Consider the following 22,033-nt stretch of genomic DNA (forward strand, 5'->3'; position numbering starts at 1 on the left):
CAAACCCGACGCTTTCTGGGGCTGAGCCTCTCGGCCTGAAGACCGGCAAAGGATGGCTGGCGGGAGTTTTGGGCGGCGGCGCTTGGCCTCAACGCGCTTCGGCACACAGATTTCCGCCGATGAAGATAAAATGCCGCGCAATCGAAAATAATTGCGCGGCATTTTCTATATCTGGCTATGAAGACATCCGCCTTTACCGGGCCGATGCTGCATCGTTCAGAAGGCGGGCTTTTCCTTCTCCACATTCGCCTTCGTTACAACCGTCAGCGGGATAGGCAGCCGGGCGTCGATTTTCTTGCCGTTCAGGATATCTGCCATGGCGTTGATCGCCAGCAGGCCATCCTCGATCGGCGACTGCACGATGGTGGCGTACATTTCGCCGTTCCTGATAGACTCGAAGGCGTCTTTCTGCCCATTGATGCCGACGATCGGCGGTGTGGCCTTGCCGGGTCTGGCTTCTTTCCAGGCGTCGATGAAGCCGCGCGCCATGGTGTCGTCATTGGCGTAGACGCCGGCGATCTTGTCGCCGAAACGGGTGATCAGGTCACGACTGGCGACGAGCGCCTTTTGCTGGTCGAAATCCGCATTGACGGTATCGAGAACCTCGATCTTGCTGCCGAGCGCCTTCAGCTTGGCCTTGAAGCCGTCGACGCGGCCGATGGTGGTGCCATTGCCGGCCTGACCGGCGATGATGACGATGGAACCCTTGCCGTTCAGCGCCTTCTGGAGCGCCTCGGCCGCCATTTCACCTTCCGAATAGACATCCGGGCCGGTGAAGGAGGTGATGAAGGGCTTGGCCGCGTCGTTCATCGGCGAGTTGATGAGATTGACGGGAATGCCGGCCGCCTTGGCCTTTGCGAGGCCGGGAATATAGGCCTGCGGATCGAGCGGCCATAAAATGATGCCGGCCGCCTTGCGGGCAATGCAGGTATTGATCTGCTGCACACCGGTCTGGACGTCGAAATTCTGGCTGAGGCTGAGAACCTCAACACCGAGTTCCTTGGCCCGTGCATCGATGGCCTTGTTGGCCGGCGTGACATAGGCATGGGAATCGGCGGCCGTGACGTAACACACCGTCTTGGCCTCGGCGAAGCCGGCCGAGACAATAAGCGTCGCCATACCGGCAAACAGGGTCTTTTTATTCATGATCACAAACTCCTCCTTAAGTGACATGTCTGGTTAAAGGGATTTCAGTATCGGCATTGCCGGACGCGGCCTTGCGCGCACGGTGCGGTCGAGCACGACCAGCAGGATCAGGATCAGCCCGTTGACGATCTGCTGCACATAGGCGGGTACGGACTGGAACTCCATCGCCGTGGTCAGCGCCGCAATCGTCAGAACCCCGCCGAGCGTGCCGAGTGCCGAGCCGCGACCGCCTTCCAGCCGGGTGCCTCCCACCACCACGGCGGCAATGATGACGACGGTGATTTCCGCGCCGAAGACCGGCGAACCCGTATTGGTCGTCAGGCTTTCGAAAACGCCTGCCAGACCGGCTAGCGCGCCCGCGAAAACGAAGCTCAGGAACAGCGTCCGGCCGGATGAGATGCCGCTTGCCTCGGCGGCGGCGGGGTTCGATCCGACCGCGAAAAGGTTGCGGCCCGAAACGGTGCGCCGCAGCCAGAAATCGAGCAGCACGATGCCGGCCAGAAACAGGGCGCTGCGGGCCGTGAAGAATTCCGCGTAGACATGCGAAAGCGTAACGGCAAAGATGATATCGGTGCCTGAAACCGGCTGGCTGCCGGTGATCCAATGGGCCAGCGAGCGGAAAATCAGCATGCTGGCCAGCGTCGCGACCAGCGCGTTGATCTTCAGGCCGACTGTGAGAATGCCGTTGAAGACACCCGCGGCGATGCCGGTCAGTACCCCGAGCGCGGCCGCCGGCCATATGCCGAGCTCAGCCTGCAGCGAAATCGCCACGATGCCGGAGAGCGCAAAGACCGCGCCGACGGAAAGATCGATCTGGCCGGCAATGAGCAGCACCGTCAGGCCAATCGCGACGATGCCGATCGACGCGCCGCGATCGAGGCCGAGGCTGGCGGTGGTGAGGCTGACGAAGCCGGGTACGGTGAGGGCGGCAATGACCAGCGTCGCGCCCAATATGATCGTTACGCGATAACGGGACAGTGCAGACAATAATTCGTTCATGCCACGGACCTCCGGCGAAGCGCGACATCGAGAGCGACCGCGAAAGCGATGAGCAACCCGAGGACAAAACCCTGGATGGGGGTCGGAACTCCCTGCAGCACCATGACATTGGTCAAGAGCTGGACGAGGACGAGGCCGGCTATGGCGCGCGGCACGGAGCCGAAACCGCCCATGATGGAGATGCCGCCGACCACGACGGCCGTAATGGCGCTGAATTCATATCCCGTTCCCACCAGTGGACGCGCGCTTTGCAGGGTAAGGCCGAGCAGGCCGCCGCTGAGGCCGGACGCCAGCCCGGTGATGACGAAAGCCCCGGCCTTGACCGCCCTGACCGGCACGGTACTTGCCCGCGCCGCGCGGTAATTGCCGCCGGTTGCCAGCGTCCACCGGCCCCAGACGGTGCTGGAAAGGACGAAATGGCCGGCCGCTGCTACGGCGAGAAACACCAGCACGACAAGCGGAACGCCGAGGATGCGGCTTTTGACGAAGGCGGCGATGGCCGGGTCCGTTCCATAAACGATCACGCCGCCGACAGCCGCCTGCACGATGCCAAGAATGATGGTGCCGAGGCCGAGGGTCGCGATGATCGGATTGACGCCGATATAACCGATCAGCAATCCGTTGATGAGACCGCAGGCGCCGGCGAGTGCGACCGCGACCAGGAAGGCGGGAAGGGCGCCGATCTCCGGCTGCAACGCCAGGGAAAGGATCGCACCGCAGGCGATGGTCGCCGGCACGGAGAGATCCGCAAGCCCGCCGGTGACGAGAACGAAGGTCATGCCGACGACCACGATGCCGACGATGGCCATGGATGTCAGTATGTTGATGAAATTACCTGTGGTGAAGAAGACGGGGCTTGAGAGCGAGCCGTAGAGGGTCACGAGAAGAATGGCCAGCAGGAGGCCGCCTTTGGCGAACAGGCCGGCCAGCCGCCCGCCGCGATGAAAGCGCGGGGCGACGTTTTGTTTTTCGGTGATCGCGGTCATTTCGGTCACGCTGGTTCTTCTCCTGTTGCAAGCGCCATGATGCGCTCTTCCGTCACGTCTCCGCGCGCGATGGGGGCGGAGGCGCGTCCATCGCGCATGACCACCACCCGGTCGCAGACCCCCATCACTTCGGGCAGTTCCGAGGAAATCATCACCACGGCCATGCCACCGGCCACGAGTTCTCCGATGATGCGGTGGATTTCCGCCTTCGCGCCGACATCGACGCCGCGTGTCGGCTCATCGAGGATCAGCACCTTCGGCCCGGCCGCCAGCCAGCGTGAAATGATCGCCTTCTGCTGGTTGCCGCCCGAAAGCAGATTGATACGCCGCTCCGGATCGGGCGGGACGATGGAAAAATCGCGCGTATATTTCGCCGCGAGCCCGCGATCCCCGCCCATGCCGATGCGTCCGAGGCGGCTCAAACGCCGCAGTACCGGCAGGCTGATGTTTTCGCGCACGCTCATGGACGGCACGATGCCATCGGCTTTTCGATCTTCGGGAACATAGGCGATGCCGGCCTTGACGGCCGCCGCCGGTGAGCCGACGGTAACGACCTTGCCGTCTATCTCGATGCGGCCCGCCGTCAGCGGCGCCAGACCGAAGATCGCCTGGGCGACCTCGGTGCGGCCGGCCCCCACCAGGCCGGTCAGCCCAAGGATTTCTCCGGCGCGGACATCGAAACCGACATCGTGGAATTTTTCGCCGTCGCTCAGTCCCGTGACCTTGAACGCCACCGGGCCGATCTTCGATGGCGTCTTGGGAAAGACATTGGCGACTTCGCGCCCGACCATGAGGCGGATCATTTCAGCGGCGGTGATGCCGGCGGCCGGACGGGTCTCGATCATGCTGCCGTCGCGCAGAATGGTCACGTCGTCGGCGATATCAAGCACCTCCTTCAGCCGGTGGCTGATATAGATGATGGCGATGCCCTGGCTTTTCATCTTGCGCAGGATGGAAAACAGCGCCGCGGTCTCGTGTTCGCTGAGGCTCGATGTCGGCTCGTCGAGGACGATGATGCGCGGATCGGCGCAATAGGATTTGGCGATCTCGACGAGCTGCTGCTGGCTGATCGTCAGGTCGCCGAGCCGTGCCTTCGGGTCGATCGCCGCCTCCAGTTCCTTCAGAACCGTGGCCGCATTGCGCAGCATGGCCTGCCTGTCGACCAGAAAGCGGCGGCGCGGCATGCGGCCGAGATAGATGTTTTCCGCAACGGTGAGGTCCGGAACGAGGTTCAGTTCCTGATGCACCATGCGAATGCCGAGTTTCTGCGCATCGGCAGGCCGGCGCATATGCACCTCCACGCCGGCAATTTCCGTCGTGCCTGTTGTCGGCAGATAGCTACCGCTCAGAATTTTCATCAGCGTCGATTTACCCGCGCCGTTTTCACCGACGACGGCATGGATGCGACCATATTCCACCGTGAAATTGACGTTGGACAGCGCCTTCACGCCGGGAAAGATCTTGCTGATCCCCCGCATGCGCAGCGCACTCGCCGTTGCCGCCATGTTCTCCTCCCAGAGCACTCAAAATTTCATTACATTAATATAATATTTGCGATACGCTGACGCCCGACGCCGTCTATGTACCTATTCCTTAAACATCGGCGCGGACGCGCCACATTTGCGTACCCAGCCGCTCACATCGTCGCGCCAATGGACCAGGGAACGAATTCGCTGTCGCCATAGCCGAGAAGCTCCGATTTGGTGCGCTCGCCGGAGGCGACGGCCAGGATGCGGGTGAAAATTTCCTCGCCCTTCTGCTGCAAGGTCGTGCCGTCCAGCACGTCGCCGCAATTGATGTCCATATCCTCCGCCATCTTATCGAAGATGTAGGAATTGGAGGCGAGCTTGATCGAAGGGGTGGGTTTGCAGCCGAAGGCCGAGCCCCGCCCTGTGGTGAAACACAGGATATTGGCGCCGCCCGCCACTTGGCCGGTGGCTGAAACAGGGTCGTAACCGGGCGTATCCATGAAGACCAGTCCCTTGGCGTCGACCGGTTCGGCGTAGTTGAACACCGCTGTCAGATTGGTCGAGCCACCCTTCATCGCCGCTCCCAGCGATTTTTCGAGAATGGTCGTCAAGCCGCCCGCCTTGTTGCCCGGGGAGGGATTGTTGTTCATCTCCATATCGTGCCGCCGCGTGTAATTCTCCCACCAGCGGATGCGTTCGGCCAGCTTCTCGCCGACCTCCGGCCGCTCGGCCCGGCGGATCAACAGATGTTCCGCGCCATAAATCTCCGGGGTTTCCGAGAGGATCGCCGTGCCGCCTTCGGCGACCAATATATCGGCGGCAATGCCGAGCGCCGGATTGGCCGTGATGCCGGAATAGCCGTCCGAGCCGCCGCATTGCAGCGCCAGCATCAGTTCCGACGCGGGGGCGGGAACGCGCCCGGCAAGATTGACCACCGGCAGCATCTCGCGGATGGCGGCGACGCCGGCCTCCACCGTCTTGCGTGTGCCGCCAACTTCCTGAATGGTGAGCGTGCGGAAGGTCTCGTTTTCTTTGACACCGTAAGCATCCATCCAGCGCGGGATCTGAAACGCTTCGCAACCCAGCCCCACCATCAGCACGCCGCCGATATTCGGGTTCTGTGCCACACCCCATTGGGTGCGTTTCAGCAATTCGTAGGCCTCGCCATGAATATCCAGTCCGCATCCGGTGCCGTGGACGAGCGATATGACGCCGTCCACATTCGGGAACTGGCCGAGAATGCCCGAGCGGTTGACCTCGTCGGCGATGAAGCGTGAGGCGGTGGCGGAACAGTTCACCGAGGTGAGGACGGCGATGTAGTTGCGGGTGCCGAAACGCCCGCTGGCGCGCCGGAAGCCGTTGAAACTGCGCCGTTTTTCCGGCTCGACATAACGCGTCGGCCTGGCTTCCCCGCCACTCGCATAACCGCGCTCGAAGCTCTGCATCGTCACATTATGTTCGTGAACCCATTGCCCCGGCTCGATGTCGCGCGCCGCAAAGCCGATGATCTGGCCATATTTGACGATGGGCGTGTGGCTTGCAATCGCCTGCAACGCCATTTTGTGACCGCGGGGGATGCGCTCGCGGGCGGCGATCTCCGCCACGGTTTCGCCGGGCGCGATCGGCTCCACGGCGACGATGATATTATCGGTTTCAGTCAGTTTGATGTAGCGGGCCATGATTTATCTGCGTGAAACGGCCGGGGCCGGAAATTCATTCTCTGCTGTATATTTGAATACTAGTATAATGCATCGTGGTCAAGGGGGTGGGGAGGGGTGATGCTTGCATTTCCGGCATGAAAGGCAGTCTGTTTTTTCCTTTGAAAACATGTGAAAACAAGGAGATGCAGCGTTTGCGCCGCGAGCACGAGACGCGATGATTTTTCGGGCGGGGCAATTCCTGCTTGTCATCTTCAGCTGAGGCTGGAATCGCGCCGGCGCGTTAAAAGTTCAATCCGGGCAATCTATCGTCTGCCAGTTGCCGGAGCGGGCGGATGCGATTACCGCATCGGTGACGGCGTCGGTCTGCATCGCGGCCCGAAAATCGGGAACCAGCGGCTGCCCGGTTTCGAGGCCTTTGAGAAAATCCGCGAATTGATGGATGAAACTGTGCTCGTAGCCGATCTGCAGGCCGGGCACCCACCAGGCCTCCATATAGGGATGGTCGCCATCCGTGACGTGGATTGTCCGCCAGCCGCGCATAGCGCCGTCACCGCCATGGTCGAAATAGCTCAGGCGGTGAAGATCGTGCAGATCCCAGGCGAGCGATCCGCGTTCGCCATTGATCTCGAAGGTGAATTGCGCCTTGTGGCCGCGCGCGTAGCGTGTCGCTTCGAAGGTGGCGAGCGATCCGTTCGAAAAGCGGGCGAGAAAGGCGCTGGCATCGTCAATGGTCACGGGGCGGCGTGTGCCGGTCGCGGCATGGATGCGCTCCTTTATGAAGGTTTCGGTCATGCCGCACACTTCGGCGATGGGGCCGTTCAGCCACATCGCCGTGTCGATGCAATGGGCGAGCAGGTCGCCCGTGACGCCGCTGCCCGCCGCCGCCTCATCCAGCCGCCATGTGCCAGCACCGCCCTGCTGCAGATCGGCGGAGATGGTCCAGTCCTGCAGGAATTTCGAGCGATAGTGGAATATGCGCCCAAGCCTGCCGTCCTCTATCATGCGTTTGGCAAAGGTTACGGCCGGGATGCGCCGGTAATTGTACCAGACCATGCTGTTCACACCCGCCGCCGCGACGGCATCCGCCATCTGCCGCGATTGCTGGAGGGACATGCCCAGCGGTTTTTCACAGGAGACCATCTTGCCGCTGGCGGCTGCGGCCAGCGCGATCTCGGCATGAAGGTGATTGGGCGTGGCGATGTCGATCAGGTCGATGTCGTCGCGCTCCACCAGGCGCCGCCAATCGGTTTCGTAACCGCCATATCCCCAGAGTGCCGCGAATTTCGCGGTGTTGTCCTCGTTGCGGGCGCAGACTGCGGCGAGTTCGACGGATGTCTCGCCCGGGAAAAACACCGGCGCCTGCCGGAACGCGTTGCTATGTGTGCGGCCCATGAATCCGGTGCCGACCAGACCGATACGTATCTTGCCCATGCGCTTGCCTCCGGAAGAACCTTGATTACTCGTTATATTAGTGTAATGATCGAGAAATGCAAAGGAGATTACGATGCGGGCAGGGGATAAACGACGTCTCGGAACCACGAAGCTTTCGGTGACGGCGCTCAGCATGGGCTGCGCCTCGCTCGGCGGGCTATATGCGCCGGTGAGCGCCACTGACGCGCTGGCGACGCTTCAGGCCGCCTGGCAGTGTGGCATCCGTTATTTCGATGTTGCGCCGATGTATGGGCTGACCCGGGCGGAGCACCTGCTCGGGCAGTTTCTGCGTGAAACGCCGCAGCACGATGAAGCGATTGTCAGCACCAAGGTCGGCCGTCTTTTCGCCAATGACCGGCCGGGCCGCCGCCTGCCGCCGGAGCCGCCGAAAAATCCGCTGGATCCGGGCTGGCAGAACGGGCTGCCGTTTCGCGAGAGCTTCGATTACAGCTATGACGGCATCATGCGCAGCTTCGACGACAGCCAGCAGCGCATGGGCACCGACCGTCTGGACATTCTCTTCATCCATGATATCGGCGTCCTGACCCATGGCGAAAGAAACGCCGCGCTCTGGCGGCAATTGACATCCGGCGGTTTCAGGGCGCTGGTCGAATTGCGCGAGGCCGGTTTGATTGGCGGCTTCGGGCTGGGCGTCAATGAGGCGGAGGCGATCGCCGCCGCCATGGACGAGGTGCATCTCGATTGCTGCCTGCTGGCCGGCCGGCACAGCCTGCTGGAACAGGATGCGGTGCCGCTGCTCGACCGCGCCCACCGGCAGGGCACGGCCATCGTTATCGGCGGGGTCTTCAATTCCGGCATTCTCGCCACGGGCACGGCGGCCGGCGGCAAGTTCAACTACAGCGACGCGCCCGCCGACATCGTCAGGCGCACGGAAGAACTGGCGCGGATCTGCGCCGGTTTCGATGTGCCATTGGGGGCGGCGGCGGTGCAGTTCCCGCTGTTCCATCCAGCCGTGGTCTCGGTGCTGGTCGGGGCCAAACATCCGGACAAGCTGCGGCAATCGGTCGGCTGGTTCGAAGAGGAGATACCGGGGGAGCTGTGGCAGGCCTTGCAGGAAAACGGCCTGCTGGCGGCGCCGGCTTTGCCGGAAATATGAAGGATCGTTGAAGCCGGGGCAAAATGCGGAGGAGACGGATTTGGCCAGTGTGAACATAGAGAGCATCGTCAAGCGTTACGGTGCGTATGAAGCGCTCAGGGATATTTCTTTTTCAATCGCCGACGGAGAGTTCGTCGTTCTGGTCGGCCCTTCGGGATGCGGCAAATCCACTTTGCTGCGGATGATCGCCGGCCTCGAGGATATTTCGGACGGCACGATCGCCATCGGCAGCCGTATCGTCAACGAACTGGAGCCGAAGGAGCGCGATATCGCCATGGTGTTCCAGTCCTATGCGCTCTACCCGCATATGACGGTGCGCGACAACATGGCCTTCTCGCTGAAGCTGAAAGGCGCCTCCGCGGCCGAAATCACCGACAAGGTGCAGCGGGCGGCGCAGATTCTCGGCCTCGAGCAACTGGTGAGCCGTTATCCGAAACAGCTTTCCGGCGGCCAGCGGCAGCGCGTGGCGATGGGCCGCGCGATCGTGCGCGATCCCCAGGTCTTTCTGTTCGACGAGCCGCTCTCCAATCTCGACGCCAAGCTCAGGGTGCAGATGCGCTCCGAAATCAAGGAGTTGCACCAGCGGCTCGGAACGACGACGGTTTACGTGACGCATGACCAGGTCGAGGCCATGACGATGGCGGACCGGATCGTCGTCATGCGCGACGGCCATATCGAACAGATCGGCTCGCCGCTTGAGATTTACGATCATCCCGTCAACATGTTCGTGGCGGGGTTCATCGGGTCGCCGGCCATGAACTTCCTGTCCGGAACGGTGGTGGAGGACGGCTTCATGCTCACCGGCGGCAATATGCTGCCCCTGCCTTTGCAGTCGAGCCGTCTCGCCGTTCACTATGGCGTTCGGCCGGAGCATATGCGGATCGATCCGAACGGCATTCCCGCCGAGGTGGTGGTGACCGAACCGACCGGCTCCGAAACGATGGTCGTGGCGAAAATCGGCAGCCAGCAGGTCCATTGCGTCTTCCATGAGCGGCTGGATCTGGGGCCGGGCTCGACCATCCATCTGCAACCGGAAACGGGCAAGGTTCATCTGTTCGGCGCATCCGGAGAGCGGCTTGCACCGAAATGATCACGGAGGTTGGTTACGGACAAGAAACCGGCTAAAGAAATTTGTGCCGGTGAGTCCGGTTTTGATGGGAGAATACGGACGTGTCAAAAGAAGAGGCGAATCTCGGCCATTCCTTGCCGGACAAATCCGATTTGACCGGATTTCTCAAGGGCGTGACGATCACGCGGAACATGCCGCTTCGCGACCAGATCTACCAGCTCATTCGCCGCGCCATCGTCACCGGCAGGCTTGCGCCCGGCTCGCCGGTCAACGAGATCGAGATCGCCGAGCGTCTCGGCACCTCCCGCACGCCGGTGCGCGAGGCCGTCAAACGCGTGGAGGACGAGGGGTTGATCGATGTCCGCGCCCAGGCCGGAACCTTCGTGACGCCCATCAGCCGCCGGCAGGTGCAGGAGGCCTATATCATTCGCATCGCGCTGGAGCGGGAAAGCGTTCGCCGCGCGGCCGAAACCATCAGCGCAGAGGCGGTGCAACGCCTGCGCGACATCATCGATCTTCATGCGCTTTCGGTCAAAAGAAGCCGCTTCGAGGATGCGATCGATCACGATGACGCCTTTCACAGGGTCATTGCCGAGGTTAACGGCTATTCCATGCTGTGGCGCGTGGTGGACATTACCAAGGCGCAGATGGACCGCTGCCGCCTTCTGTCGCTGCCTTCGCCGGGAGCCGGCGAAACGACGATCGAGCAGCACAGCGCCATTGTCGATGCTTTGGAGGCGCACGATCCGGAAGCGGCCGAAAGGGCGATCCGGGAGCATCTGGAAACGTCGCTGAGCAATACGCTGACGCTGCTCAGCAACATCGGCACCGACGGTCTGGCCGGCGCTTGAAGCGCACCCGGACGTATGCCGATCGGCGCCGTCAATCGATGTGGAAGACCTCGGGCATCTGCGCCCACCATTCCTGCGGCCGGCGTGTCGGGAAGGGCGATTGCAGGGGTTCGCAGATCGCCCACCATTCCCGCATCCGCCCGTTCTGCGCCATTTCCGCCATATCGGCGGCGAAATCTTGGCCAGCATATTCCCAATAGCCGAAGAGCAGGTTTTCCGGCTCTTTCAGGTAAATCGAATAATTGGTGATATTGGCCCGGCTGATGGCGTCGAGCACCTCCGGCCACACATCGGCGTGGAGCCGTTTATATTCCTCGACCGTTCCGGGCTTGAGGTTCAGGCAAAATCCCATGCGCGTCATCGGCTGCTCCATCGGCCGCGTCCCGTTCATTCTGACCGGACGCAGACCGTTTTATTTTTCGCTGATCTATCGAAGTCCGGGTTTCCCCGCTGCCTCTAATAGGTCGTCCGGCCGCCGGAAAGGTCGAAAACCGAGGCGGTGGTGAAGCTGTTTTCGCGGCTCACCAGCCATGCGACCATTGCCGCTGCCTCTTCGACTTCCAGAAAGCGGCCACGCGGAATACGCGTCAGCATGTAGTCGATGAATTCCGGCGTCAGTGTTTCGAGAATCCGGGTGCGGGCGGTGGCGGGCGTGATCGCGTTGACGGCGATATCGTGTCCCGCCAGCTCCTTGCCGAGCGATTTGGTCAAGCCGATCACACCGGCCTTGGCGGCGGAATAGGCTGAAAGCTTGGGATTGCCCTCTTTGCCGGCAACCGAGGAAATATTGACGATCCTGCCGTAGTTTCTGGCCTTCATGGACGGGATCACGGCCTTGTTGACGTAAAAGGTGCCGTTGAGATTAACCTCGACGACGCGCCGCCATTCCTCGATGTCGTAATCTTCAAGCGGCGCATTGCCGCCGGCAATTCCGGCGGAATTGACGAGGATCGAGACGGGGCCGGTTTCCGCCTCGACTTCGGCGTGCGTGCGTGCGAGGCCGGCAAAATCGGTGACGTCGACGACCTTGCCGCCGGCGGCGTCGCCAAGCAGGCCGCAGGCCGCATCAATCGCTGTCTTGCTCATATCCCAAAGGCTGACCTTCGCGCCTGATTCGATAAGCCGCCTAGCGATCGCAAGGCCAATTCCCTGTGCGCCGCCGGTTACCACTGCCACTTGTCCGTCGAGATCAATCCTGTTCATGCCATCCTCCCAGCTGAATTTGAGCATTCATTATACTAGTATTTTGAATTTAGAAAGAGGAAATCATGCCTGCGCCGAAATCATGTTCGTGCCTTGGGGTGGGGGAGAGATACATCGCCGCCTCTGACGCGGTGATTGCCTTTATGGTTATGTTCAAAAACTTTCCGCTGTTTTTTCTGTCTGCGAATTTTCGAAAAAGATGTTTTAAAACAATGTGATAATTTGGGTTTCGATTTATTTTCCGATGTTGGCCGAAGCGGCCGCGCCGGGAACTTGTCGGATGAAGCATCAAGTTCGGATTGATTGTTACACTAATATAATATAAGCATGGGTCCACGCGCCAGAGAATGCGCGGATGGTGGGCCGACGGTCCTGGAGGAGGGGCGCAGCCTGCACAACGGGAGGCAAAAATGAAACTGAAGCAGTTTATTGCCGTTGCATTTACGACGCTCTGTCTGGGAACGGGACCATCCCGGGCGCAGCCCGTCGAACTCACTTTCGCCAATGCCCTGTCTCTGCCACAGGTGGAGCCATATCAGCGCGCCGTCGACGAATTCAACGCGGCCAATCCTGATATCAAGGTGAAGATGATAAACACCCCATGGGTGGAATATTGGCAGCAGCGTCGCGTCGATACGGCCTCGGGCAAATTGCCGGATGTCTGGCTGTTCGTTTCCGGTTTCGGCGCCGAATGGCTCTATGGCAACAAGTTGCTGCCGCTCAACAAATATACCGATGCCGATCCGACCATCAACCTGCCCGACGCCAACCAGACCATGCTGAAATACATGACGCTGAACGGCAAGCTTTATGGCATCGGTTACGACTTCAACGGACAGGTGGTTTATTACAATCCCAAACTGTTCGATGAGGCCGGCGTTGCCTATCCGAAGGACGGCTGGACGACGGACGATCTGGCGACGGCGGCGCGCACGATCAGCAAGAAACTCAACGGTAACGGCCGCAAGGTCTGGGGTTTTGCCGGCGCCAGCGCCGAATGGGTGTTCGAAGGGTGGTTTCGCGGCTTTAATTCCCGCATGATCACCGATGACGGCAAATACGGCGCCAACAACGAGGGAGGCGCGCAGACGATCTCGTTCTTCATGGACATGATCAAGGACGGCGTCATGCCGATCCCCGACCAGAAGGATCCAAACGCCCAGGCGCAGTCGCTCTTCATCGGCGGCACGGCGGCCATGGCGCTGGGGGTCGGACATGCCACCTACATCTTCTCGGATGCGGGTGTCGATTTCGGCATCGCCCGCCTGCCGGTCGGACCGGCAGGACAGGTCGGAACCGGTCTTGGCGGCGCCTATGTCATCAGCGCCGACACGCGATATCCCGATGCCGCCTACAAGTTCCTCGCCTATATAACCAGCGGTCCGGTTCTCGCCAAGGTGGTGACGACGGGCGTGCCGGCCCGCACCTCGGCCTGGGGCAAGCTCTCGGACCGGATGACCGAGTTCGCCGGCAAGGTGCAGGGTTTCGAACCCTTCAACGCGGTCAAGGGCTCGTTCCAGGTGATGGATATCCAGAAGCGCGTGCTGAGCGAGGTGTGGAACGGCAGCAAGGACGTTCCCGCAGGCCTCGCCCAGATCGCCACGGAGGCGGATGCCGCTCTCGCCAAGGCGGCCGCAAAATAGGGTGATGCGGACGCCGCCCCGGTGGCGGCGTCTTTTCCATCGTTGTCGCCCTTGCGGGCGTCCTCCATGAAGAGGTGGGGACAATGGCAGTGATTACCGCAGTCGATACCGTGTCTCCGGTGGCGTCATCCGGATTGAAACGCTCGGTCAGGGAGGAGCTGTCAGCCTGGCTCTTCCTGTTGCCCTCGGTCGTTCCTTTCCTGATCTTTACGCTGATACCGGCCTTTGCGACATTCGTGCTCAGTTTTTATCGCTGGGACTTCATCTCCACGCCGCAATTCGTCGGGTTGGACAACTGGATAGACCTGTTTTCCGGCGGCGCTGCGGGGAGGAGTGTCCTTGTGACCCTGCTTTTATGCGCCATAAGCGTCCCGGCCTCGATGGCGATCGGACTGGCGCTTGCGCTTGCGCTCGACCGGATTCCCTTCGGCAAACTCCTGTTCCGGTCGATTTTCTTCATGCCCATCGTAACCTCGATGGTGGCGATTTCCTTTGTCTTCGGCAATATGTTCGCCACCGAAACCGGCCTCATCAACTATGTCATCGGCCTTGCGTGGCCTGCCGCCCGTGGCTTGGCTGACATATCCGACACAGGCGATATTCGCCGTCTCGATCATGATGATCTGGTCGATGTCGGGCCTGTGCATGCTGATCTATCTTGCCGGGCTGCAGCAGATCGATCAGTCGCTCATCGAGGCCGCCCGGCTGGACGGCGCCAGCCGGTGGCAGCTCTTCCTTTATGTCGTGCGGCCGCTTCTCGCCCGCTCGACGCTGTTTCTGGCGATCACCCAGACGGTCAGCGCGCTGCAGACCTTCGAGGCGGTCTATGTGCTGACGGATGGCGGCCCCGGCACTTCGACCACGACGATCGGCATGTATATCTACAAGTCGACCTTCCGGCGCTTCGAGGTGGGCAGCGGCGCCAGCGCCTCGATGGCGCTGTTCGTGCTGATGCTGATCGTCACCGTCATCCAGTTGCGGGCGCAGAGGAGGATGCAGGATGTCTAGAGCATTTCCAGGAAAGGTCGCACCCGGTTTTCCGTCCGGAAATTCGGCGAAAAAAAGAGCCGGAAGCAGATCCGTCGAGTTGATGCGTTATGCTTTCGTGATCGTGCTGGCGGCGCTGTTTCTCGTGCCCTTCGTGTGGATGGCGTCGCAATCGATCAAGGGCATAGGCGACTATTTTCGCCTGCCGCCCGAACTCATTCCCGGCCGAATCCGCTGGGACAACTACACGAAGATGGTCAGCAACTACCCGATCATTCCGGCGGCGCTGAACAGCCTGTTCGTGGCGGTTGCGGTCACGCTGATCCAGCTTGTCACCGCTTCCATGGCGGGTTTCGCCTTCGCGACGCTGCGCTTTCGCGGCAGCCGCATCACCTTCGTGATGCTGCTCACCCAATCCATGCTGCCGGTGGCGGTGGTGCTCGTTCCCATGTTTCAGGTGGTGCAATACCTCGGACTGGTGGGGTCGCTCTGGGGCATGATCATACCCTTTACCTTCACCGCTTTCGGAACCTTCCTGCTGACCCAGTATTTTCTCGGCATCCCCCGGGAAATCTTCGAGGCGGCGCGGGTCGACGGGGCGTCCTATTTCCGCATCTGGTGGCGGGTCTATCTGCCGCTGGCGCCAGCGGGTCTCGCCACGCTCGGCGCGCTCTGTTTCGTGTATTACTGGAACAGCCTTCTGTGGCCCCTGCTGGTGGCTGGTGGGCCTGAAAACCACACTTTGCCGGTCATGCTGGCCCAGATGATCGGCATCAGCGCCTCAAGCCCGCATCTTGTCATGGCGGGAGCCGCCATCGCCGTTTTCGTGCCGCTCTGCCTGTTCCTGTCGCTGCAGCGGTTTTTCGTGGCGGGGGTTACCTCCGGCAGCGTCAAATAAGCGGGCGCCGCCGCGCCAGCTTTTCATCCGTTCATCAGATGGACCGGAAACCCTGTCGGGCGTTCCGGTCCGGAGGTTGGCTATTCACATCCGGCTGCGCCATGCGCCGCCACATCCAATGGGAGGAAATAAATAATGTCCAGATATTCCGTGGTTCTGGCCGGCTGCGGGCCGCGCGGCGCTTACCATGCCGAAGGCTTCACGGCCAATGCGGACCGCTTCGATCTGAAAGCCGTCTGCGATCTCGATGCCGGGCGCGCCAACGCCCTGGCCGAACGTTTCAACGTCAAGACGGTCTATGCCGACGTGGACACCATGCTGGCCGCCGAGAAGCCGGATATATTCTGCTTCGCGACGCTTCCCGGCATTCGCCTGTCGCTCATCGAGCTCGGGATCAAGCACGGCGTCAAGGTCATCGCCTTCGAAAAACCCGTCGCGACGGAATTGCCGGAGGCAAGGGAAATCTTCGACCGCTGCCGTGCGGCCGGTATCCGGCTCATCGTTTCGCATCAGCAGAAATATGGCGCGGCCTGGCAGAAAGTGAAGGAACTGGTCGGTGCCGGCGAGATCGGCGAGATCACCAAGATTCACGCGACGGCGCGGGCATGGCTCAGCCAGCTCGGCACCCACATCATGGATTATATGTTGTGGTTCAACAATCGCTCGCGGGTGAAATGGGTGGTCGGCCAGGCGATCGGCACGGGCAAGCTGACCGACACGCATCCTTCCGCCGATTACGTCATCGGCAGCATGGAGTTTGAAAACGGCGTGCGCGGCGTCATTGAATGCGGTGCGCATGCGCCGCATTTCGTGCCGGGCGACAATCCTGTCGGCCACATCAAATTCTGGACCGACAGCGCTCTCACCATCCACGGCACCCATGGTTATGCGCGCGTCACGACCGGCAATGGCTGGCAGGCGGTGACGAAATCGAGCATGGGCGAAATCTTGAGCGGCGACGGTTTTTTCAATCCGTCCTACGAGCAGCCGCTCTATATTCGCGATCTGGCCGACTGGCTGGATGGCGTGATTGCCGTTCACCCCTGCGACGGCGAGATCAGCTATCACGGCTTCGAGGCGGTGATGGCGCTCTATCTCTCGGCAATCGGTCACCGCAGGGTCGACCTGCCGCTCAAGGAGATCCCCGACGGTTCGTTGATCGAACGTCTCGGACAGAAACTTCCCTCTAGCGACGAGTATGTTGGACAATGATCAGATTGGGTGGATACGGGGTTCCGGTCACATCGGACGACCCCCTGGAAATCGCACGCGCACATGTCGATTTCGGCTATAGCGCGGCCTATTGTCCGGCGGTGGACGTTGGCGACGGGGATCGCATCGCGGCGATCCGCGATGCTTTCGCGGCAAATGATGTCGAAATCGCCGAGGTTGCGGCCTGGCGCAACGTGGTGCCGCCGGAGCCGGAGGTGCGCAAGGCCAACAGAACCTATGTCAAGGAGCGGCTGGCCGTCGCCGACGAGGTGGGCGCGCGCTGTGCGATCACCTATATCGGCTCCATGCAGCCGGGCGGCAATTACGAGCCGCATCCCGACAATCTCACGCAAAAGGGTTTCGACGAATTCGTCGAATGCGCCCGCGAGATCATTGATGACGTCAAACCGAAACGCGCCAAATTCTGCCTCGAAATGATGCAATGGGAGCTGCCGGACAGTCCGGAAATCCTGCTGGCGCTCATCAAGGCCATCGACCGGCCGGCCTTCGCCGCCCATCTCGATCCGGTCAATCTGATCGTCTCGCCACGCCTTTATTATGACAATGCCAGCCTCATCAAACGCTGTTTCGAGCTTCTCGGCCCCTATATCATCAGCTCTCACGGCAAGGACATCGTTCTGGGCGACAAGCTGTCGCTGCATTTGAGCGAGGTGATTCCCGGCCGCGGCAATCTGGATTACCGGACCTATCTCAGCCTGCTCGACGGAACCGGCATCCCCATCATGCTGGAGCACCTTGCCGATGGCGATTATCCCGAGGCGCGCGATCATCTCAGGAATACCGGCAGATCGCTGGGCATAGCGATATAATTTCGACGGGGTTGCGCCAAAATCGAGCGGACGGGTCCAGTTTCTGCGATTGCGGGACTATGGGGGCCTTGGGATTGATGCCGACAACGCCCGACGCGGCATGTCGGATAACGCCCGTCGCCACCACCTCTCACTTGCCTGATCAATGGCGAGATATTTGCGAGGACAGTTCTACCGGTTTTGGGCTGATTTTCAACGGTAAGTGCTTGTTTCCGTTGGTGAGAGCGCAGGGATTCGAACCCTGGACCTACTGATTAAAAGTCAGTTGCTCTACCGGCTGAGCTACGCTCTCCCGTGTCTGGGCTTGGCTGCCCTTCGGAAGTGCGCGGAACATAGGTAGAGCGATCCGTTCGGTCAACCCAAAAAAAGCGGTTTCGACAATCAATCCGGTTTTTTTTGTCGCACCCCCGAAAAGGTGATTGGAGAGAGGGGGCGGCTGGGGATAAAACCGGCTTCAGACATGTCGGCCGAACGGGTGAAATCCTTTTGCAGCAATGACATGCATGAAAATGAAGCGTGAAGTGGCGGCGAATCCGAGGAATCGCGGCGGCTTTGCGGGATGCGGAGTTCTTCTTGTCGATTGCCGATATTTCCCTGTTCAGTGCGCTTCTGGCCGGCGCTCTTTCATTTCTGTCGCCCTGCGTCCTGCCGCTGGTGCCGCCCTATCTCTGTTATATGGCGGGTGTTTCGGTTGAGCAGTTCAGGACGGAAGATACCGCGCCGCGGCCGGAGATTCGCAGGGCCGTGCTGTTTTCGGCCTTCTTCTTCACGCTCGGTTTTGCCACGGTCTTCGTGGCGCTGGGGGCAGGTGCCTCGACAATCGGCACGCTTCTGCGCCAGAATCTCGACATTCTCGCCAAGATCGGCGGTTTCATCATCATTCTGATGGGCCTCAACTTCCTCGGCGTGTTCCGCATCGGGCTGTTTTCGCGCGAGGCGCGCTTTCAGGGCGGGGGCAAGCCGGCCACGCTTTCCGGGGCCTATGTCATGGGCCTTGCCTTCGCCTTCGGCTGGACGCCCTGCATCGGCCCGGTTCTGGGGGCGATCCTCGGCGTCGCCGCCTCGCGGGATACGGTTGGCGACGGTGCGGCGCTGCTTGCGGTCTATTCTCTTGGTCTTGCCGTGCCGTTCTGGATTGCCGCGGCTTTTTCCGGTTCCTTCATGCGTTTCCTCGTGCGTTTCCGCCGCCATCTCGGCCTCGTGGAAAAGCTGCTCGGCGTTTTGCTGGTGCTGACCGGTCTCGCTTTCATGTCCGGTTTCATCACCAATGTGGCGATCTGGTTCCAGGAGACCTTTCCGATCCTGATGAAAATCGGTTAAGCCTCCCCGGACATTACAGGCGAGGGGAATGATCGTGGCCGATATCGTGGGATTGCTGTTGCCGTTTTTCGGCCTGATCTTCATCGGTTACGGCGCGGCGCGCATCACGAAGCAGCCGGTCGAGGCGATGGGCTGGCTGAATACCTTCATCATCTATGCCGCACTTCCGGCGCTGTTTTTCAAGCTTGTCTCGAAAACGCCGGTGGAAGAGCTGGCGCGTATGGATTTCGTCGCTGCCAGTCTCGCCTGCACCTATGGGATATTCCTGCTGGTGTTCCTGATCGGCCGGTTCGTGCGGAAAAACAGCCTCGCCGAAACCGCGATCCAGAGCTTTGCGGCAAGTTACGGCAATATCGGCTATATGGGACCGGGCCTTGCGCTTCTCGCACTTGGCGAAAAGGCGGCGGTGCCGGTGGCGCTGATCGTCTGCCTTGAAAACGCCGCCCATTTCATCGTCGCGCCGGCGATGATGGCGGTTGCGGGCGGTGACAAGCGTTCTGCCTCAAGGCTTGCGCTGGATGTGGCGCGCAAGGTCATCACCCATCCGTTCATCGTATCTGTCATCGCCGGTTTTCTCGCTGCCTCGCTGTCATGGCAGCCGCCGGAGGCTGTGCAGCGGCTGGTGGATTATCTGGCGCAATCGGCGGCGCCCTGCGCGCTGTTTGCCATGGGCGTGACGCTGGCCCTCAGGCCAATGAAACGGGTGCCCATGGAAATCAGTTATATCGTGCCGGCCAAGCTGATCCTGCATCCGCTTGCGGCTTATTTGTTGCTGTCGTCGCTCGGTCGATTCGAGCCGATATGGATTTATTCCGCGGTGCTGCTGGCTGCCTTGCCGACCGCGACGAATGTCTTTGTCATTGGCCAGCAATACCACGTCTGGCAGGAGCGGGCGTCGGCCACGATCCTGATTTCGACGGTGCTGTCGGTCTTCACGCTGACGGGCGTGGTCTATTTCATCTAGCCTTTTTGAAGCTGCCGAACAGCAGGGAGGGCAGGGCCTTCAGTCCACGGCCCGGTTCGATGCCTTCGCGCATGACCATGCTTCTGAGCGTGCCGATGCCGGAGAGGACATGCAGGCCGGCCGCGCGCGCCATCTGCACCGGCAGGAGGTCGGAAAGCAGCGACCGGTTCAGGAGATCGACGCTCAGCGTGCGGCTATAGACATCCGCGCGTCGCCTGCGGTCGAAGCGCTCGCCGGCGTCGGCCGCAATCGGCCGGTCCGAGACGGCGCCGAGCAGTTCCGTCAGGGCGATGATGTCGCGCAGGCTGAGATTCAGCCCCTGCGCGCCGATGGGCGGAAAACCATGCGCCGCCTCGCCGATCAAGGCCACGCGGCCCTTGCCGAAGCGATGTGCGGTCATGGAGGAAAGCGGCCAGGCCTGAACGCTGTCCTCGACGGTTACCGCGCCGAGCATGGATTGCATGCGCTCCTCGATCCGGAGGCTCAGCGCCTCCAGCGGCAGTGCCGTCAATTCTTCTGCCTGTTGCGGGGTAACGACCCAGACGAGGCTGGAGCGGTTGCCGGGCAGGGGAACCTGGGTGAAAGGGCCGGTGGGGGTGTGGAATTCCGTCGAGACATTGCCATGTGACCGGCTATGGCCGAAGTTCAGGACGATGGCGGTCTGCGGATAGGACCAGGATTTGACGCCGATGTTGGCCGCATCCCGCACCATCGATTTGCGGCCATCCGCACCGATGAGGAAATCGGCCGAGAGGGTTTCGCCGTCCGCAAGCGTCACGGTCACGCGGTCGTTGCCGATGTCGATCGTCTCGGCCGTCGTGTCGAGGCGGGTAATATTGTGTTCCTGCTCCACCGCTTGCCCGAGAACGCCGAGCAGCGCTTCGTTCGGAATATTCCAGCCGAAGGCGTCGAGCCCGATTTCGGAGGAGCGGAACTGCACGGTCGGTGCGCGCAGCAGCCGGTCGGTGCCGTCGATGATCTGCATGGTGGAAAGGCGTGCGGCCGAAGGCGCGATGCGCGACCAGAGGCCGAGGCGGTCCATGAAACGGATCGACTGGTCCATCAGCGCGGTCGTACGCCGGTCCTTCTTTTCGCTTGAGGGCGCGACAAGCGCCACATGGCGGCCAGCCCGCGCCAGCGCGATGGCCGCGATCTGGCCTGCAAGTCCCGCACCGGTGATGGCGATATCGAAGTGTCTCATGGTCCTGATCCGTTGTTATTTCCAGACCATCATAGTGCCTTTGCACGGGCAAATCCACTTCGGGTCCGGAACATAGGGTCGCGAAGATTCGTTGGTTGTACCGCTATATTAGTCCTAGGATAAGCGGATTGAGCCGGTTGCAAAGCGTGGTGAATGGCCGCATACCGGAATGAACAGGGCGGATGAAAAGCGGGGCGCAGACGCTGACCATGAAAATTTTCAACTACAAGCGTGTTCCCTACGCGGAAATCCGCGCCTTTTCCGTTCATATTCTGACAGCCTCCGGCTCGTTCCTCGCGTTTCTCGGTGTCGTCGCCGCTTCAGAACATCGCTTCGTTGACATGTTCTGGTGGCTGGGGTTGGCACTTCTGGTGGATGGCATTGACGGTCCCATCGCCCGCAAGGTCAGGGTGAAGGACGTTCTGCCCAACTGGTCCGGCGATACGCTCGACAATATCATCGATTACGTCACCTATGTGCTTTTGCCAGCCTTTGCGCTCTACCAGAGCGGCATGATCGGCGAACCCTGGTCCTTTGTGGCGGCCGGCATGATCGTGGTGTCCAGCGCGATCTATTACGCCGACATGGGCATGAAGACGGATGAATATTTCTTCTCCGGCTTCCCTGTGGTGTGGAACATGGTGATTTTCACCCTGTTCGTGATGGATGCCAGCGCGACCACGGCCATGACGGTGGTGACGGTTTCGGTGTTCCTGACCTTTTTGCCGATCAATTTTCTGCATCCGGTGCGGGTGAAGCGGCTGCGGCCGCTCAATCTCCTCGTCGTGGCCATCTGGTGCGCACTTGGCGGTTATGCGCTGCTGATGCATTTCCAGACGCCGACATGGGCGGTGATTGGCTTTGTGGCGAGCGGCATCTATCTTTATTGCATCGGGGGAATCTTGCAGTTTTTCCCGTCGCTCGGCGCGAAATGAGAAAAAGGTAAAGTCGTTTATTGCTTGTGCAAATTGCATTTAAGCAACGTCTTTTTCAGTTGTGCGCAGCAGCAAAACAGTTATCAATAAGTCTTGATTGGATGAGATTGC

At 60.8% G+C, this 22,033-nt stretch carries 21 protein-coding genes and 1 tRNA gene; 11 read left to right on the plus strand and 11 right to left on the minus strand.

Annotated features, from left to right (window positions below; translation table 11 throughout):
* Nucleotides 1-216: 216 nt before the first annotated feature.
* The 6 genes from AC5YUO_RS13690 to AC5YUO_RS13715 all read right to left on the minus strand — a co-directional run bounded on the left by AC5YUO_RS13690 (nt 217) and on the right by AC5YUO_RS13715 (nt 7,692).
* A complete protein-coding gene (locus tag AC5YUO_RS13690; protein WP_496153672.1) occupies nt 217-1,146 on the minus strand; it encodes a sugar ABC transporter substrate-binding protein in 930 nt (309 codons plus the stop codon).
* Between the two features lie 33 nt (nt 1,147-1,179).
* Entirely contained in the window at nt 1,180-2,145 is a 966-nt protein-coding gene (locus AC5YUO_RS13695) for an ABC transporter permease (RefSeq protein WP_496153673.1), read from the minus strand.
* The gene (locus tag AC5YUO_RS13700; RefSeq protein ID WP_496154866.1) at nt 2,142-3,131 is read right to left on the minus strand and encodes an ABC transporter permease; all 990 of its coding nucleotides are present in this window, start codon (nt 3,129-3,131) and stop codon (nt 2,142-2,144) included. Before AC5YUO_RS13700 ends, AC5YUO_RS13695 begins: the two co-directional genes overlap by 4 nt.
* A 5-nt stretch (nt 3,132-3,136) precedes the next feature.
* Entirely contained in the window at nt 3,137-4,636 is a 1,500-nt protein-coding gene (locus tag AC5YUO_RS13705; RefSeq protein WP_496153674.1) for a sugar ABC transporter ATP-binding protein, read from the minus strand.
* 131 nt (nt 4,637-4,767) lie between these two features.
* Nucleotides 4,768-6,279, minus strand: coding sequence for a UxaA family hydrolase (locus AC5YUO_RS13710; RefSeq protein ID WP_496153675.1), 1,512 nt, complete (start codon nt 6,277-6,279; stop codon nt 4,768-4,770).
* A gap of 270 nt (nt 6,280-6,549) precedes the next feature.
* The gene (locus AC5YUO_RS13715; RefSeq protein ID WP_496153676.1) at nt 6,550-7,692 is read right to left on the minus strand and encodes a Gfo/Idh/MocA family protein; all 1,143 of its coding nucleotides are present in this window, start codon (nt 7,690-7,692) and stop codon (nt 6,550-6,552) included.
* 67 nt (nt 7,693-7,759) lie between these two features.
* On the opposite strand from AC5YUO_RS13715, the gene AC5YUO_RS13720 reads away from it, so the two are divergent.
* The 3 genes from AC5YUO_RS13720 (at nt 7,760) to AC5YUO_RS13730 (ending at nt 10,729) form a co-directional block, all read left to right on the plus strand.
* Entirely contained in the window at nt 7,760-8,809 is a 1,050-nt protein-coding gene (locus AC5YUO_RS13720; RefSeq protein WP_496154867.1) for an aldo/keto reductase, read from the plus strand.
* Between the two features lie 40 nt (nt 8,810-8,849).
* The gene (locus AC5YUO_RS13725) at nt 8,850-9,899 is read left to right on the plus strand and encodes an ABC transporter ATP-binding protein (protein ID WP_496153677.1); all 1,050 of its coding nucleotides are present in this window, start codon (nt 8,850-8,852) and stop codon (nt 9,897-9,899) included.
* An 80-nt stretch (nt 9,900-9,979) separates the two neighbouring features.
* A complete protein-coding gene (locus AC5YUO_RS13730; protein ID WP_496153678.1) occupies nt 9,980-10,729 on the plus strand; it encodes a GntR family transcriptional regulator in 750 nt (249 codons plus the stop codon).
* 31 nt (nt 10,730-10,760) lie between these two features.
* Here AC5YUO_RS13730 and AC5YUO_RS13735 read toward each other — a convergent pair whose 3' ends face one another.
* Together AC5YUO_RS13735 and AC5YUO_RS13740 are read right to left on the minus strand one after the other, a co-directional pair.
* On the minus strand, nt 10,761-11,090 hold the full coding sequence (locus AC5YUO_RS13735; RefSeq protein ID WP_496153679.1) for an L-rhamnose mutarotase: 330 nt from the start codon (nt 11,088-11,090) through the stop codon (nt 10,761-10,763).
* Between the two features lie 95 nt (nt 11,091-11,185).
* Nucleotides 11,186-11,932, minus strand: a complete 747-nt coding sequence (locus AC5YUO_RS13740; protein WP_400816744.1) for an SDR family NAD(P)-dependent oxidoreductase — start codon at nt 11,930-11,932, stop codon at nt 11,186-11,188.
* A 410-nt stretch (nt 11,933-12,342) separates the two neighbouring features.
* Here AC5YUO_RS13740 and AC5YUO_RS13745 point away from each other — a divergent pair, with 410 nt between their 5' ends.
* Nucleotides 12,343-13,575, plus strand: coding sequence for an ABC transporter substrate-binding protein (locus tag AC5YUO_RS13745; RefSeq protein WP_496153680.1), 1,233 nt, complete (start codon nt 12,343-12,345; stop codon nt 13,573-13,575).
* Between the two features lie 353 nt (nt 13,576-13,928).
* On the opposite strand, the gene AC5YUO_RS13750 is transcribed toward AC5YUO_RS13745, so the two are convergent.
* Nucleotides 13,929-14,222, minus strand: a complete 294-nt coding sequence (locus tag AC5YUO_RS13750; RefSeq protein ID WP_496154902.1) for a hypothetical protein — start codon at nt 14,220-14,222, stop codon at nt 13,929-13,931.
* Between AC5YUO_RS13750 and AC5YUO_RS13755 the strand changes: the two genes are divergently transcribed.
* From AC5YUO_RS13755 to AC5YUO_RS13770, 4 genes are all read left to right on the plus strand, one after another.
* Nucleotides 14,113-14,583: a carbohydrate ABC transporter permease gene (locus AC5YUO_RS13755; RefSeq protein ID WP_496153681.1), complete on the plus strand. Its 471-nt coding sequence runs from the start codon at nt 14,113-14,115 to the stop codon at nt 14,581-14,583. The genes AC5YUO_RS13750 and AC5YUO_RS13755 overlap by 110 nt on opposite strands.
* 82 nt (nt 14,584-14,665) lie before the next feature.
* Nucleotides 14,666-15,460: a carbohydrate ABC transporter permease gene (locus AC5YUO_RS13760; protein WP_496153682.1), complete on the plus strand. Its 795-nt coding sequence runs from the start codon at nt 14,666-14,668 to the stop codon at nt 15,458-15,460.
* Between the two features lie 135 nt (nt 15,461-15,595).
* Entirely contained in the window at nt 15,596-16,672 is a 1,077-nt protein-coding gene (locus AC5YUO_RS13765; protein ID WP_496153683.1) for a Gfo/Idh/MocA family protein, read from the plus strand.
* Nucleotides 16,669-17,502, plus strand: a complete 834-nt coding sequence (locus AC5YUO_RS13770) for a sugar phosphate isomerase/epimerase family protein (RefSeq protein ID WP_496153684.1) — start codon at nt 16,669-16,671, stop codon at nt 17,500-17,502. Before AC5YUO_RS13765 ends, AC5YUO_RS13770 begins: the two co-directional genes overlap by 4 nt.
* A gap of 216 nt (nt 17,503-17,718) precedes the next feature.
* Here the strand turns inward: AC5YUO_RS13770 and AC5YUO_RS13775 are convergent.
* Nucleotides 17,719-17,794, minus strand: a tRNA-Lys gene (locus tag AC5YUO_RS13775).
* 281 nt (nt 17,795-18,075) lie between these two features.
* Between AC5YUO_RS13775 and AC5YUO_RS13780 the strand changes: the two genes are divergently transcribed.
* Both AC5YUO_RS13780 and AC5YUO_RS13785 read left to right on the plus strand, forming a co-directional pair.
* The gene (locus AC5YUO_RS13780) at nt 18,076-18,822 is read left to right on the plus strand and encodes a cytochrome c biogenesis CcdA family protein (RefSeq protein ID WP_496153685.1); all 747 of its coding nucleotides are present in this window, start codon (nt 18,076-18,078) and stop codon (nt 18,820-18,822) included.
* Between the two features lie 34 nt (nt 18,823-18,856).
* Nucleotides 18,857-19,786 (plus strand): AEC family transporter, encoded by a 930-nt coding sequence (locus AC5YUO_RS13785; protein ID WP_496153686.1) that lies wholly within the window; start codon nt 18,857-18,859, stop codon nt 19,784-19,786.
* Here the strand turns inward: AC5YUO_RS13785 and AC5YUO_RS13790 are convergent.
* Nucleotides 19,779-20,987 carry a UbiH/UbiF family hydroxylase gene (locus AC5YUO_RS13790; RefSeq protein ID WP_496153687.1) on the minus strand — a complete coding sequence of 403 codons (1,209 nt, stop codon included), beginning with the start codon at nt 20,985-20,987 and terminating at the stop codon, nt 19,779-19,781. The genes AC5YUO_RS13785 and AC5YUO_RS13790 overlap by 8 nt on opposite strands.
* Before the next feature lie 209 nt (nt 20,988-21,196).
* On the opposite strand from AC5YUO_RS13790, the gene pcsA reads away from it, so the two are divergent.
* Nucleotides 21,197-21,922: a phosphatidylcholine synthase gene (pcsA, locus tag AC5YUO_RS13795; RefSeq protein WP_400816634.1), complete on the plus strand. Its 726-nt coding sequence runs from the start codon at nt 21,197-21,199 to the stop codon at nt 21,920-21,922.
* Nucleotides 21,923-22,033 lie beyond the last annotated feature (111 nt).

The sequence above is a fragment of the Agrobacterium sp. LEGMi-208b genome (assembly GCF_059511785.1).